Source organism: Ktedonobacteraceae bacterium (genome assembly GCA_035653615.1).
Taxonomy (GTDB): domain Bacteria; phylum Chloroflexota; class Ktedonobacteria; order Ktedonobacterales; family Ktedonobacteraceae; genus DASRBN01.
Genome location: DASRBN010000038.1, coordinates 1 through 14,084 on the forward strand (window position 1 = coordinate 1; position 14,084 = coordinate 14,084).

At 54.6% G+C, this 14,084-nt stretch carries 11 protein-coding genes; 7 read left to right on the forward strand and 4 right to left on the reverse strand.

The genetic code is table 11. The annotated features are described in order from the left end of the window. Positions 1 to 285: 285 nt before the first annotated feature. Genes queG through VFA09_22950 form a run of 3 tightly spaced genes read right to left on the reverse strand, consistent with a single transcriptional unit; the run spans position 286 to position 3,721 of the window. Positions 286 to 1,527 (reverse strand): tRNA epoxyqueuosine(34) reductase QueG, encoded by a 1,242-nt coding sequence (gene queG, locus VFA09_22940; GenBank protein HZU70145.1) that lies wholly within the window; start codon positions 1,525 to 1,527, stop codon positions 286 to 288. Positions 1,528 to 1,577: 50 nt separating this feature from the next. Next, positions 1,578 to 2,555: an ABC transporter permease gene (locus VFA09_22945; protein HZU70146.1), complete on the reverse strand. Its 978-nt coding sequence runs from the start codon at positions 2,553 to 2,555 to the stop codon at positions 1,578 to 1,580. Further along, the gene (locus VFA09_22950) at positions 2,552 to 3,721 is read right to left on the reverse strand and encodes an ATP-binding cassette domain-containing protein (protein HZU70147.1); all 1,170 of its coding nucleotides are present in this window, start codon (positions 3,719 to 3,721) and stop codon (positions 2,552 to 2,554) included. Before VFA09_22950 ends, VFA09_22945 begins: the two co-directional genes overlap by 4 nt. A 250-nt stretch (positions 3,722 to 3,971) precedes the next feature. On the opposite strand from VFA09_22950, the gene VFA09_22955 reads away from it, so the two are divergent. The 3 genes from VFA09_22955 to VFA09_22965 are packed head-to-tail and all read left to right on the forward strand — an operon-like array spanning position 3,972 to position 7,270. Continuing rightward, positions 3,972 to 4,958 carry an FHA domain-containing protein gene (locus tag VFA09_22955; protein ID HZU70148.1) on the forward strand — a complete coding sequence of 329 codons (987 nt, stop codon included), beginning with the start codon at positions 3,972 to 3,974 and terminating at the stop codon, positions 4,956 to 4,958. 13 nt (positions 4,959 to 4,971) lie between these two features. After that, positions 4,972 to 6,240: an FHA domain-containing protein gene (locus VFA09_22960; GenBank protein ID HZU70149.1), complete on the forward strand. Its 1,269-nt coding sequence runs from the start codon at positions 4,972 to 4,974 to the stop codon at positions 6,238 to 6,240. A 19-nt stretch (positions 6,241 to 6,259) separates the two neighbouring features. Beyond that, a complete protein-coding gene (locus tag VFA09_22965) occupies positions 6,260 to 7,270 on the forward strand; it encodes an FHA domain-containing protein (GenBank protein HZU70150.1) in 1,011 nt (336 codons plus the stop codon). A 167-nt stretch (positions 7,271 to 7,437) separates the two neighbouring features. Here VFA09_22965 and hutU read toward each other — a convergent pair whose 3' ends face one another. Then, the gene (gene hutU, locus VFA09_22970) at positions 7,438 to 9,138 is read right to left on the reverse strand and encodes a urocanate hydratase (protein ID HZU70151.1); all 1,701 of its coding nucleotides are present in this window, start codon (positions 9,136 to 9,138) and stop codon (positions 7,438 to 7,440) included. 238 nt (positions 9,139 to 9,376) lie between these two features. Between hutU and VFA09_22975 the strand changes: the two genes are divergently transcribed. The 4 genes from VFA09_22975 (at position 9,377) to VFA09_22990 (ending at position 14,019) form a co-directional block, all read left to right on the forward strand. Further along, positions 9,377 to 10,555, forward strand: a complete 1,179-nt coding sequence (locus VFA09_22975) for a M20 family metallopeptidase (GenBank protein ID HZU70152.1) — start codon at positions 9,377 to 9,379, stop codon at positions 10,553 to 10,555. 282 nt (positions 10,556 to 10,837) lie between these two features. Further along, positions 10,838 to 11,728, forward strand: a complete 891-nt coding sequence (locus tag VFA09_22980; protein HZU70153.1) for a hypothetical protein — start codon at positions 10,838 to 10,840, stop codon at positions 11,726 to 11,728. Between the two features lie 245 nt (positions 11,729 to 11,973). Continuing rightward, positions 11,974 to 12,114: a hypothetical protein gene (locus VFA09_22985; GenBank protein ID HZU70154.1), complete on the forward strand. Its 141-nt coding sequence runs from the start codon at positions 11,974 to 11,976 to the stop codon at positions 12,112 to 12,114. Positions 12,115 to 12,207: 93 nt separating this feature from the next. Next, positions 12,208 to 14,019 (forward strand): FAD-dependent oxidoreductase, encoded by a 1,812-nt coding sequence (locus tag VFA09_22990; protein HZU70155.1) that lies wholly within the window; start codon positions 12,208 to 12,210, stop codon positions 14,017 to 14,019. Positions 14,020 to 14,084: the final 65 nt, after the last annotated feature.

A 14,084-nucleotide genomic window follows, 5' to 3' on the forward strand; every position in this document is an offset into this window, starting at 1 on the left:
CTGGTGGATAGACCGCGCGTGTGAGCCGGGCAACCGGCGCAGCGGAGCGGCCCTAATGATCGTACGGCTTGTTTCCCTCAAGTGTGGTGATCTGTGATATCAGCATCGGAGGGAACCGTACTAGAAAAAGTAGCTTTCACAGGGAGTATGAGTCAAAACTTCATGCTTCGCGAGCCTCTGCTCATCTCTTGCCTGGTCTCGGCAAAATTGAGGTAATTATTCTTCTGAAGGATTGTGAATGACAGGCGCAACTCGTTGAGTTGCGCTTTTTTTGTTCGAAATGTATCAGGCGAGATCGAACTCATCCAGCGCACACCGAATCTCAGCCCGAACCTCCACATTTTCTTCCGTCACAAGCGCCTTTTCTAGCGCATCCTTCGCGAGCGGACCACCGAGCCGGCCAAGCGCCCAGGCTGCATGACCGCGCACAAGTGGCTCAGAATCGTGCAGGGCGTTGATGAGCGCGGGAACTGCCCGTTGGTCGCCGCTGTTGCCGAGGGCGACGCACACATTGCGCAGCAGGCCACGACGTTTAGCGCGTTTGATGGGGCTATGGCGGAATCGCTCGCGGAACTCCTCTTCGGTCAGAGAGAGCAAGGGAATGAGTTCGGGGTTGCCGCCAATGCCGGGACGCGGCTGGAAAGCGGAACGGGGCTGGAAGTGGATGGGGCGCGAGTAGCGCGCGGATTGTATAGGGTTGGGAGATACGGCAGTCGAATCGCGCAGGCCAAGGCGCTTTTCCGCGATTTTGTTGACGGGGCATACCTGCTGGCAGATATCGCAGCCGAAGATCAGGTTGCCCATGAGCGGGCGCAGTTCGAGCGGAATGCTGCCGCGCAGTTCGATAGTGAGATAGGAGATGCAGCGCGTGTTGTCGAGGACGTAGGGAGCCGGTAGGGCGCCGGTGGGACAGGCATGCAGGCAAATCTCGCAGTTGCCGCAGTTCGCTTTCACCGGAGGGTCATAGTTCTGACCTTTGTCACCGCCAAGCGGAAGGTTGGTGACAATTTCGGCGAGGAAGATCCAGGAACCCCAGCCTTTGGTCAGGATGTTAGTATTCTTGCCATACCAGCCCAGGCCTGCTCGCTGAGCGACGGCACGGTCTACCATGCGACCGGTATCAACAAAAAGGCGGGTCTCTACATTGCCAATTTCGTCATGAGCGTATTCACGTAGCCAGGCGGCGAACTGTTGCAGTTTGGGCTTGATGATGTCGTGATAGTCGTCGCCCCAGGCATAGCGGGAGATGCGCCCGCGTGGAGTATCGCCTGGATCCTCGTCGGGTTGCTGGGTGAGATAGCACATGGCAAGGGCGATGATGGATTGGGCGCCCGGCAGAAGTGCATCAGGATGACAGGAAACATCGGCGCGTTCGGCAGTAAACCATGGAAGGCCATCCATAAGCCCCTGGGCAATGCGCTCTTTGATGACGCGCTCAGTTTCGGGAAATTCCTCTGCACCGGTAACGCGGACGATATCAAAACCGAGCGCATATGCATATTCTTTGATGGTAACAGTGTTTAACATGGACCTTGATGAGGGCGACCTCCAGGATCGCCCTTACTAGGGTGACGATCTCAATTCGTTATATCACGTTTTTGCTGGAGCCACAATGAGAGACCGATGAAGACGAGCAGGTAGGCCAGGAGTACGAGCGTGGCGCGCAGGTCGCTGATGGAACTGCTGGTGGCAAGTGAGGAGTTGCCAAAAAATTTCAGGTACTGGTCCTGATTTTGCTGAAGGGCACCCGTGTTGGCGCCGATTAAGTAATCGGGGACTGCACGCAGGAAGTCACCTGTAGCCCCTCCGATTGCTTCTCCAAGCAGTTCGAGAATAGTACGCAGGATGGTTTCTCCTAGCAACAGCCACGTAAGCGCCCCGGCGATACCGGCGGCGGTTGAACGTCCCAGCGTCGCGAGGAAGAGCGCGAGCATGGAGTAGACGAAGAGGCTGAAGATGGTGATGAGTACGTAGAGCAGAGCATGGCCGAACCAGGCGCCGGTGAAATAGTCGAAGTTATAGGGTAGGCCGGTGAAGAGATTGAAAAAAAGTCCGAGCAGAATGCCCAGAACGATCATGACAATGGTGCCGATGGCGCAGCAGGCAAGGGCAGCTCCTACTTTAGCAAGCAGGAATTGCGAGCGTGTCGGACCGCGTGTGAGCATGAGTCGTATGGTGCCGACGCCATATTCACCGCCAACCAGCGCACCAACCAGGATAACGATCAGCACCTGGCCGAGTATCAGAGTCGTCTGGGTGACGAGATAGAAAGCAAAAGGCGGAAGTAGTAGAGAAAAGTTAATAATCGCGCTTTTCTGAACGAGAAGCAGCGTGACGAACAGCACAACCAGGAATAGGAGAACGACCGCTACAATGCTGATGATGCCAAGCACCTTCGACATGGGGCGACGGCGAATTTTATAGAGTTCCATACCGATCAGGCGCAAGAGGGTGCTGAAGTAATCTCGCCGCCCGGTGATCACAGCGCGGTTTGTTTCGCCTGCATAGGCCGGATCGAATTCCGCTGCAAGTTGTGTTTGTGGCGTTGTGTTCATTGATTTCCTCGCGTTTGATTGTCGTTGGTTTGAGATGACGGGTTACCGGCAGGGGGCCAGGAAAGGTTGCTGGGAGTCACGGAGGCCGGTACACTGGCGGTGGGCGCGATCAATCGCCCCCCACGGGCTGCTGCGCCTATATCAGAGCCATTGCTGGGAGAGCCAGAGGTGAGCTCGAGATAGACTTCTTCGAGGCTGCCTTCGAATGGATGCAGTTCGGCGGCGTAGAGATTGTTACGCGCGAGCATGGCGTTGATTTCCGCTGAGCGTACTCTGGGGGCATGAATGCGCAACATTGGTTCACCGCGACGGTTGGTTTCGATACGCACCTCAGTTAGCCAGTCTGCTCCCTGTTCCCGGGCGGATTGCAGGACGTTGAATGCGGACTGCAGGTCTTCCCCGGTGTTCATACACACCATAATCTGTTCGGTACCGAGTAGCAAATCGCGGACGTTGCCCTGTTTGATGAGGTTGCCTTTTTGCAGGATTGCGACGCGGTTGCAGACCTGCTGCACTTCGTTGAGCAGGTGGCTCGATAGGAAGATGGTTTTACCGAGGCCTGAGAGGCGATGGATCAACTGGCGAATCTCGAACATTCCGGCAGGGTCGAGTCCGTTGGTGGGTTCATCGAGCAGGACGAGCTGCGGGTCGGTGAGCAGGGCCGCGGCGATGCCAAGGCGCTGCTTCATACCGAGCGAGTATTTGCGATAAGCCATTTTTGCCGCGCTACGCAGTTCGACGAGGTCAAGCACTTCGTCGATACGCCTGTGATTCACTGGATGCGAGACCATACCGGACGCGGTAGCGATGACGCGCAGGTTATCGAGTCCTGACAGATAGGGATAGAAGACGGGGGTTTCGACGATGGCTCCAATATGCGGCAGAATAGAGGACATATGCGTGCTGGTATCCATGCCGAAGATGACTGCGCGCCCGGCTGTGGGCTGGATGAGGCCGAGCAGCATGCGAATAGTGGTGGTTTTGCCGGAGCCGTTGGGTCCAAGGAAACCGAACACGTCGCCGCGCACTACCTCTAAATGCAGGTCATTGACGGCGACAAGCTTGCCATAGACTTTAGTCAATCTGTTAGTGGTAATAACTATATTGGAGTCGCGATCAGCGATACTCGAAAGGTCCGAGACGGCTGCTCCTGGGTTTTCTTCCATCAATAGCTGCCTTTCATAATTGATTGCTACAGAGCGTTCACAAGATGAAGATCAGTATTTAAAACGTTTGTGTTTCCAGGATTGTAATGCCAACCAATTATGACATGGTTTGCTAGCGATGGCAAGTTTAGATTACTTCATTTCACACTCGACAGTACATGAGATGTATGCTAGAATGCAGCATGGCTTACTGGCAATGTCATTATTTCATCTTTGTCGTTGGAGGAACGGAACTTAGGAGGAGTCTATCATGGAAGCTGTACTGAATGGTCCTTCGGGGCGAATCAATCTGGGGCCTGGCGAGATTACGGTTGGCCGCCTGGCAGATAATAAACTGGTGGTGAATGATCCAAAGGCTTCATCACATCATGCTATTATTCGCCCGGCCGGTCAAGGCTATAGTATCACCGATCTGGGAAGCACGAATGGCACGTTCGTGAATGAACGCAAGCTCTCACCCAATTCCCCGACGACCTTGAATCCAGGGGATAAAATCCGCATCGGCGATACGACCTACTCCTATGAAGTGGTTGGAGCCGCTCCCATCGCTCCGACCGTCTATGGAGGACCCGGAGGCCTGGGATACGACCCAACAGTTGCTGCTCCTTCCCCTTACGCAAATAACCCATCCTACCTGCCCACTGAGGCAGCGGCCTCCCCATACAGTCAGTACGAAGCAAGCCCACCGCCTGCCTACCAGCCGCCGCTGGATTACCAGGCGCCACCGGTACAGCAACCCTACGCGGCACCACCGCCTCCCGCTTATTCTCCATATGGAGCACCAGCCGCGCAACCTGCCTATGGCGCAGCCGTTGGAGCAGTTCCTGGCGCCGGCGCACCTCCCGCACGGCAGAGCCGGCGCACACTCTGGATCGTGCTGGGCGTGGTGGGTGTTGTAATAGTACTCGCAATCCTTTTGTTCGCGGTTGTGGCAGCAAATGCATCCACTCCCACGAAGACGCTGGATACATTCTGCAACGCCATTAAAAATCGGGATTATCAAACTGCCTACAACCAGCTATCCAGTTTCCGCCAGACCCAGATCTCTGAGGCTGACTTTGCCAATTTCTTCTCTTCAGCCACTTCATGCTCCTACAGTACCCCTGCTGTGAATGGTAGTAGCGCAACAACGACCCTGACGTTTTTCACCAATTCAGGGTCAGTTAACGGGGCAACCAATATGGTACAGGAGAATGGTACCTGGAAGATCGATGCCATTAATTTTCCAACGCAATAGAGGGAGCTAGAGTATGCAAGCAGCACTCAACGGCCCTATGGGAAGAACAGTCCTGGAACCGGCGGTTCTCACTATCGGAAGTAGTCCCGATAACCAGCTGGTACTGCATGATGCCAATGTAGCAGAATACCAGGCGGAGATTCGCCCGGATGGTCAGGGCTATAGCATCACTGACCTGGGAAGCGGCAGCGGTACGTTTGTAAATGGGCAGCGCCTGGCATGGGATATGCCCCGCAAACTGAATCCCGGCGATACGATTACCATCGGCGACACGACATTCACTTACGAGGCGGATAGTATACCCCCATGGCAAAGCAGTTCGGAGCAAATGCAAGAGGTTCCGCCAGCCGGAACTGCGCAACCAGAGGCCGAGGCGAATCAGCAACAAGAGATGCCCCAGCAGGATCACAGCATCTCTTCAGGTTTCTCTCCCGCCGTGCCTGCTGCTACAGAAAATACAGCGTATGGCGTAGCAATCCCAGAAGGAACGCCGCCGCCAGCTGGTGGACCGAGCTACTGGCCACCATTCCCGCAGCAAGGATATCCAGGCAGCAGCCCAGGTTATCCCTGGGCTATGCCAGCTCCCACTGTGGTGCCCGCGGCCCCGCCTGCACGTCGTCGCAGAACATGGCTATGGATTTCGCTCATCGTGCTTGTGCTGTTGATAGCAGGGGGAGCCGCACTTTTCTATTTCGCTCGCCCTACGCCTGAGAAGACGTTGGATGCATATTGCCAGGCCCTGCAAGCGCAAAATTATGCCGCGGCTTATAACCAGCTTGCGACTTCCTTACAAAATATGGAAACCGAGCCTCAGTACGCCGCCACCGCACAGGCCCTGGGCAAGACCACTTCCTGCATGCATAGTTCCGCCAATATCATTGCCAATACTGCAACCGCGACCTTGACGCTCGTTACATCGGGACATACCTATCATGGAACGGTCACGCTCTTACAGGACAGCAGCAACAATTGGAAGATCAGTATACTGCTTTCCTCACCTGAGATGACGATGACCACTTTTTGCAATGCCCTGGCAAGCGGTGATTACCAGACCGCCTATAGCACGCTCTCCAGCGATTTGAAAAGCCGAAACACGGAAGCGCAGTTTGAGACGGATTTCGCGGGTCTCACGTGTTCTTATAGTAAGATCATTGTCTCTGGAATCAACGCGGCAGCCGATACAACCTTTAAAAACGCGAGCGGGTCACCAGCCTCCGCGATCATCTTGCTCGTCGAGGATCATAATAGCAACAATGATTGGAAAATCAATGGCATACAATAATAAATAAAAGGAGCCGAACGTGAGAGCTGCTCTTAACAGCCCATCAGGTCAATTTATGCTGGGGCAGGATAGTGTAACAATTGGTCGAGGCAGGGATAATTCGATTGCTTTAAATGATGCCCAGGCATCATCACGGCACGCCGAGATTCACCCGCAGGGTGAGGGCTACGTGATCACCGATCTCGGCAGCACCAATGGAACGTTCATCAATTCGCAGCGCCTGGCGCCGAATGTGCCTCATGAACTGAAGCCGAACGATTTTATTCGCATCGGCAGCACAGAATTCTCTTACCAGACGTATGGGGCAGACGGTAATCAGGAGTCTGAAGCAACGATTGCCAACCCGAATGCATGGAGCAATCCGAGTTACGCACCCACGGCAGGGATACCGCCCGCTGCCCCAGCGCCGAATTATAATCCAAATGCCGGAGCATATCCACCGCCTGCAAACTATCCACCGCCCACTCCGGATTACCCGAACTACGGCACGCCACCGCAGCAGCCATATGCGCCACCGGTTCAACCCGGTCAATATAATGCCTATGGTCAATCCGGCACAACCTCACCTGGACTGCCGGTACAGCCTGCCGCGCCTGCAAGAAAGAGCCGGTTGGGATTATGGATCGGGCTGATTGTTCTTCTGCTAATCATCATTGGCGCGGCGGCAGCAGCTTTCTGGTATGTGAATCGCTCCACGCCGACCAAAACATTACAGGCTTACTGCAATGCGCTTCAGACCAATGACGCGCAGGAAGCCTATAACCAGCTCTCCTCTCAGTTTCAGGCGCGAGTAAGCTTACAGCAGTATAAGAACTCTTTTAACACCGGAGAGCAATTGCTGAATTCGCCAGTTCTGGGGGGAATCAAGAGCTGTACAGTGAGCAATGTGCAAGAAAATGGCTCCTCGGCGACCGGTACAATCGTGATTGCCGTCAATAACAGCAACAGGACATTTTCTTTCCCCACAAACCTTACCGATGAAAACGGGACCTGGAAGATCAACAACACGACGAGAACACCGACAACCTAGTTTCGCCAGGCGTTGAAACTATGCCGGTGTTCCAATTTAAAATAGCCAGTGCATAAGCACAGCCATGAGGCATCCCGAATTTCCCGGACGCATAACACGAACACGCAGCACACTTTGGCAGTGCTGCGTGTTCTTTCTGATATCTGATAGAGGTGCGACAGATACAGCTAGAAAATCATCGGCAAATTAAGCCCGTTTTCCTTCGCACACTCTATGGCTTCTTCGTATCCGGCGTCAGCATGTCGCATAACGCCGGATGCGGGGTCGTTGGTCAGCACCCGCTCCAGGCGTTTTGCAGCTGCTGGTGTGCCGTCGGCCACTATTACCTGCCCGGCGTGCTGTGAGAAGCCCATGCCGACTCCGCCACCGTGATGGAAACTGACCCAGGTCGCACCACTCGCGCAGTTGAGCAGAGCATTGAGTACCGGCCAATCGGAAACTGCATCGGAGCCGTCTTTCATCCCTTCGGTTTCACGGTTAGGGCTGGCGACCGAGCCGGAATCAAGATGGTCGCGGCCAATGACTATTGGTGCGCGGAGTTCGCCTCTGGCGACCATTTCATTGAACGCCAGCCCAAGCCTTGCGCGCTCGCCTAACCCCACCCAGCAGATGCGTGCAGGCAAGCCCTGGAAATGGATTTTCTGGCGTGCCATATCCAGCCAGCGGTGCAGATGCGGGTTATCCGGGATCAGTTCCTTTACTTTGGCATCAGTTTTGTAAATATCTTCCGGGTCACCGGAGAGGGCCACCCAACGGAACGGGCCGATGCCACGGCAGAATAACGGGCGGATATAAGCTGGTACAAAGCCGGGATAATCAAACGCATTTGTCACACCCGCCTCATACGCCACCTGACGGAGGTTGTTGCCGTAATCGACGACCGGAATTCCCTGATGGTAGAACTCCAGCATCGCGCGCACCTGCTTCGCAATCGATTCCTTCGCCCGCTTGACATAGCCTTCAGGGTCACGCTGGCGAAGTTCCGCCGCTTCCGCAAGGCTCAAACCGGCAGGAATATATCCGTTCAGAACATCATGCGCAGATGTTTGATCGGTGACCATATCCGGCTTAATTCCGCGGCGCACCAGTTCAGGATAGATGTCAGCCGCGTTGCCAAGCAGTCCGATAGAGAGCGGTTGTTTGAGATTGGTTGCTTCGCGAATCTGATCGAGCGCCTCGTCCAGCGTACTGGCGATTGTATCGCAGTAGCCAGTATGCAGACGGCGCTGGATGTGTTGTTGGTCTACCTCAACGGCAAGCACGGAGGCGCCTGCCATGGTGGCAGCCAATGGCTGAGCGCCACCCATCCCTCCCAAACCCGCGGTCAGTATCCATTTACCGGATAAGTCACCGCCGAAGTGCTGGCGGCCCATTTCCACGAAGGTTTCATACGTCCCCTGTATGATACCCTGGCTGCCGATGTAAATCCACGAACCGGCAGTCATCTGGCCGTACATCATCAGGCCCTTGCGGTCGAGTTCGCGGAAAACCTCCCAGGTTGCCCAATGCGGCACCAGGTTGGAGTTGGCGATGAGTACGCGCGGCGCGTCAGGATGGGTTTTGAACACGCCGACCGGCTTGCCCGATTGCACGAGCAGAGTTTCGTCTTCGTCCAGATTTTTGAGCGTCTCGACTATGCGGTCGAAACATTCCCAGTTGCGCGCTGCCTTGCCGATGCCGCCGTAAACAATAAGCTCGTCCGGTTTCTCGGCCACGTCGGGGTCGAGGTTGTTCATAATCATGCGTATCGGCGCTTCTGTGAGCCAGCTTTTGGCGGTGAGCGCCGTGCCACGTGGCGCACGCACAGTGCGCGGCCCACTTCCTGCCTGCGAATTGATGGTAGAAGAGGTATCACCGGTGTTGGGCATGGTTGATTAGCTCCTTTGCTATGCAAAACATAAAATAGTTCTTTTGCCTTGAGTATATCTTACGGGAATGGGAGATGAGAAATGCAGCGACTAACCAAACTATTCGCAATTCACTAAACACATCCAGGGCGTGATACTATATAATATCCCTACATTGATTTTCCGTTTTGATTCCTGTATCTCATTAACAACAAGATAGAAATCAAAGCGATAGCTAGATTTTTTAAAGCACTATTTTATGGACTTACACTCCCTTGTATCAGGTGTGCGTGACTACACACAGAAACACCTGCCACAGTATATTGAAGAGTTGCGCGAACTCTGCGCTATCGACTCGGATAGTCACTATAAACCCGGCCTCGATCTTATGGCTGTCAAATTGGGGGCACGCATGCGGAAACTCGGCATGCAGGTCAACATTGTCGAACGTGAAGCCTGCGGCAACGATTTGACCGGCAGTATGCACGGCGAGGGGAGCGGCAATGTGCTACTGCTCGGCCATATCGATACGGTCTACCCCGTTGGAACAGCTGGCGAACGCCCGCTGCGCATCGAGGGCGATATCGCCCTTGGTCCCGGCGTCTGCGATATGAAAGGCTGCATCCTGGCGGCCATCTACGCAATCGAGGCACTGCTGGCGATGGGGACACGTCCTTTCGCCGAGTTGCGGTTTCTCTGCGTCTCCGATGAAGAAATCCTGTACCGGCATAGCATCGATTTGATTGAGGCAATGTGCCGCAACTGCCAGGGAGCGCTGGTATTGGAGGCGGCGCGCGCAAATGGGGATATCGTCAGTTCCCGCAAAGGCAACTCCGGCTATACGCTGGTCGCGCGCGGTCGATCCGCACACGCGGGCGTTGAACCGGAGAAGGGATTGAACGCGATCACCGAAATCGCGCACCAGGTACTCCAATTTCAAAGCCTGAATGGTTGGCGCGAGGGCATCACTATCAACCCGGGTCTGATTTCGGGAGGAACAGCGCTCAATGTCGTCCCGGAACACGCGCAGGCACGCTTCGATCTGCGCTATTTACACAGCAATGATAGAAACGAAACCGAGCAGCGCTGGCAAGAAATGATGAAACAGAAACTCGTACCCGGTGTAGATTTGACATTGGAGGTTTCACCAGATGCTAAAGAACCGATGGTATCCACACCTGTGAGCTTGAAACTGGCAGGGGCCGCACAAGAGATCGCCGGCTTTCTCGGGTTTCCCCTGAATCATGTCAGTACAGGTGGTTCGTCAGATGGAAGCTATGTCTCACATTTCGGCGTGCCCGTTCTGGATGGCCTGGGGCCAATAGGTGGGCTTGATCATAGCCCCGGCGAATACCTTCTTTTAAGCAGCGTTGCGTCCCGTTCGGCTTTGTTAGGCGGCTTGCTTGCGATTATTGGTTCTCAGAATATGCATGAATAAATTCTACGGACTTTGTAATGGTGCGATATGCGAAAATAGAGCAAATTGCAACTACAGAGTTTGCAAAGCAGAAAAAAATATGTTATATACTAGATACTGAGTAGTGATCGCCGGCTGGGGGCTGGTACGATCTCCTGAGGCCTGCTCATCGAAATGTCGTCGTCAAGTGGATGTAGATCAATCACGTCGTCGGCACTTATTCATCTCGCTCACGCAGGCGACTTGGGAGTCGTGTGTAGCATTTCGCGTTGGGCAAGATGGTAAGAGAAAGAGGTGTCTTACTTGAAACGAAGAGCAAGCATTCTTCCTCTGATTCCTTTCCTCACTATTGTTCTTCTCGTAGTGGGGCTACTGCAACCTTTAAGCGCGAGCGCGGCGTCTATCAGCAGGACGCATTTATCAGCAACGCGTCTGGGAACGCACCAGAACGCTCATCCAAATGCAGGCTATGGCAACCTGCGCTACCACGGTGGCCCGGTAATGGCGGGTACTGCTTATGCATATACCATCTTCTGGGAGCCGACAGGCTCGTATGTCAGTCCCACGTATAACAGTCTCATTCTCAGATACTTCGGTGATGTAGGCGGTTCCGGGCTGTATCACAACAACACACAGTATACGCAAAGTGGCGGCGGTTATCCCAGCAATGCTGTTCTAGGCGGTTCCTGGGTGGATACAGCAGCTTATCCCAGCGGCACGCTTTCAGATGCGCAAATCCAGGGTGAAGTGACGCACGCGCAGAGCGTCAATCACTGGTCATCGAGCATCAATAACGTCTTCTTTGTCTTCACGGCCAGGGGAGAAAACATCTGTGATGGCAGTTCGTGCAGCTTCACAAGTTTCTGCGCCTATCATGGCTACTTCGGCAGCAACACGCTCTACGCCGCGATGCCCTATACGGGCACGAATCTTTCGGCTTGCGGCGTTTCCTACAGCCCCAATAATGATTTTGATGCCGATAGCACCATCAATGTCACCTCTCACGAGCAGATGGAGGCGGCGACCGACCCACTTCTGAACGCCTGGTACGACCTGGCCGGATATGAAATCGGCGACAAGTGCGCCTGGATTTTTGGTCCCGGCAACGGGGACGTCAACTGGAATGGCCATCCTTACGAGGTGCAGAAGGAATGGGACAACCACGTGCGCGGTTGCGTCCTGTCTGGGCCATAATCTTATCTTGAAAGTCTACATGGGCGTATGAAATTGCGCCCAGAGACTCAATGATATGGAGAACACCGGATAGTATGCAGAAGGGTAGGAGGAGCCTCAAGTCTGCCCTGAGACAACTATCCGGTGTTCTTAATGCCCTTTTATCGAATATAATGGAAAGGATCAGTTTTCAAAAGGCAGAATGGGGAATCAATCTGCCTTGTCCCTCATTCCCGCCTGTGCTATAATCTGATAAGAAACCACATATGCGTGGTATGTTTATCTTGCGCAACAAAAGAAATCATATACAGAACAAATTCCCGCCCTTCATCATCTTGCCTGAAAGCGAGACGCCGGTTGCGCTAGAGCGCGGACTCATCGAGCATGACGAAATGACCAGGCGGTAAGAAACCAGGCAACATGAGCAAGTGCCGAGATCCACAGTCAGAAATACAGGTCTATGCATTTGACGAGCTGGATACTCAGGAAAGGATTTTTCGATGATTGATCCCGATAGTGAGTTGGAAGCACGATACCAGTCGATAGTGGCGACGCCCGATTGGTATCAGACGAATATTCCATGCCAGGTAGGCTGCCCGGCACACACAGATGTATCTACCTATATCGGCCTGATCTCGCAGGCACGCTTCGATGAGGCGTACCTGCTGAACCGAAAGTGCAATGTCGTGCCCGGCGTGCTTGGTCGCACGTGCGCGCGTCCCTGTGAGCCTGTGTGTCGTCGCAACAAGATCGACGGCAAGCCGATAGCCATTTGCTGGTTGAAGCGCGCCGCCGCCGATCACCGCGAATACCGGCATCATGCCGAGCGGCCGCCGATTACTAAAGAGAAGAAGGTGGCGATTGTCGGCGCGGGTTCAGCGGGATTGGCCTGCGCGCGCGACCTGCGGGAAATGGGCTACCCTGTCACGGTCTACGAGGCCGACCCCGTTGCAGGCGGCGTGATGGTGAACGGTATTCCGGTATGGCGTTTGCCGCGCTCGGTTACATATGAAGAGTGCAACGAATACATGGACGACCTGGGCGTAGAGATGCACTATAATACGCGTGTTGGGCGCGATGTCATGCTTACCGACCTGCTGAAACAGTATGACGCGGTCTATCTGGCGGCGGGCTGCTACATTTCTAATCCTCTGACCGGCCCGGATAACAAGGTCATTCCAGGAGCGGACCTGAAAGGCGTGGAGGATGGCATCAAGTTGCTGGCCAAGACCAATTTCGGTGAGCCTGCCTTCATCGGCAAAAAGGTTATCGTGCTGGGCGGCGGCTTCACGGCTATGGACTGCTGCCGGACCTCGGTGCGCTTTGGCGCCGAAAAGGTCTACGTGTTGTATCGCCGTTCAAAAGAGGAAATGGGTTCCGACGAGTACGAGGTCGATGAGGCAGAGTTCGAGCATGTCGAGTTCCAATACCTCGTCACGCAGCTCGAAGTATTGAGCAACGATGGCATCCACGCCAGCGGCCTCAAATTGATTCGCAACAAGCTGGGCGATCCCGACGCCAGCGGGCGTCGCCGTCCGATACCCATTCCCGGCACCGAATTTGTGATCGAGGCCGATACGATTATCGCGGCATTTGGCCAGTATAGCGATGCATCATGGATACAGGCCGATGAATTGAAGCTGGAGGTCAACAAACGCTCAGGCGTACCGCTGGTGGATCGGGAAACCTGGATGACCAGTTACCCCGGCCTCTTCGCAGGTGGCGACTATACCGAAGGCTCGCGCAATCTGATCTCTGCCATCGGTGATGGGCGCGACGCGGCGATTGCCATCAATCGCTATCTCGGCGGCGAAGATAAGCCCGCTGAACCAGCTGAAGAGGTCGAACTGCCTGATTACCGGCGCGGCATGGTTGATGACTACGAGTCTATCCCGTTCCAGATGATGCCCTCTCTACCACTGAAGGAGCGCTACAGCAACACACGCGAGACTGAGACAGGCTACACGCCCGCGCAGGCGGTAGAGCAGGCCCGGCGCTGCTTGCAATGCCAGTTGAATATCATGATTGATCCATCAATCTGTATTCTCTGTTCTGGCTGCGTCGACATCTGCCCCTACGACTGCATCAGTATGGAGGGACTTTCGCGTGTGGTCAAAGGCGACCCGCTGCACCTGGGAACGGAAACCTGGCAAGGCGGCGCCGATATGATCATCGACGAGGAGAAGTGCATCCGCTGCGGGCTGTGTATCGTGCGCTGTCCGACCGATGCCATCTCTATGGTGCAATTCGAGGTGGCCAGCCCTAATGACCGCTGGACCGTTTCGAAGATACCGGTGCTGAATATCAAGTAATAGACTAGCAGGCTAGCAGAAAAAGTGCGCTCAATCTGGATTACGGTCCAGAGGGCGCGCTTTTT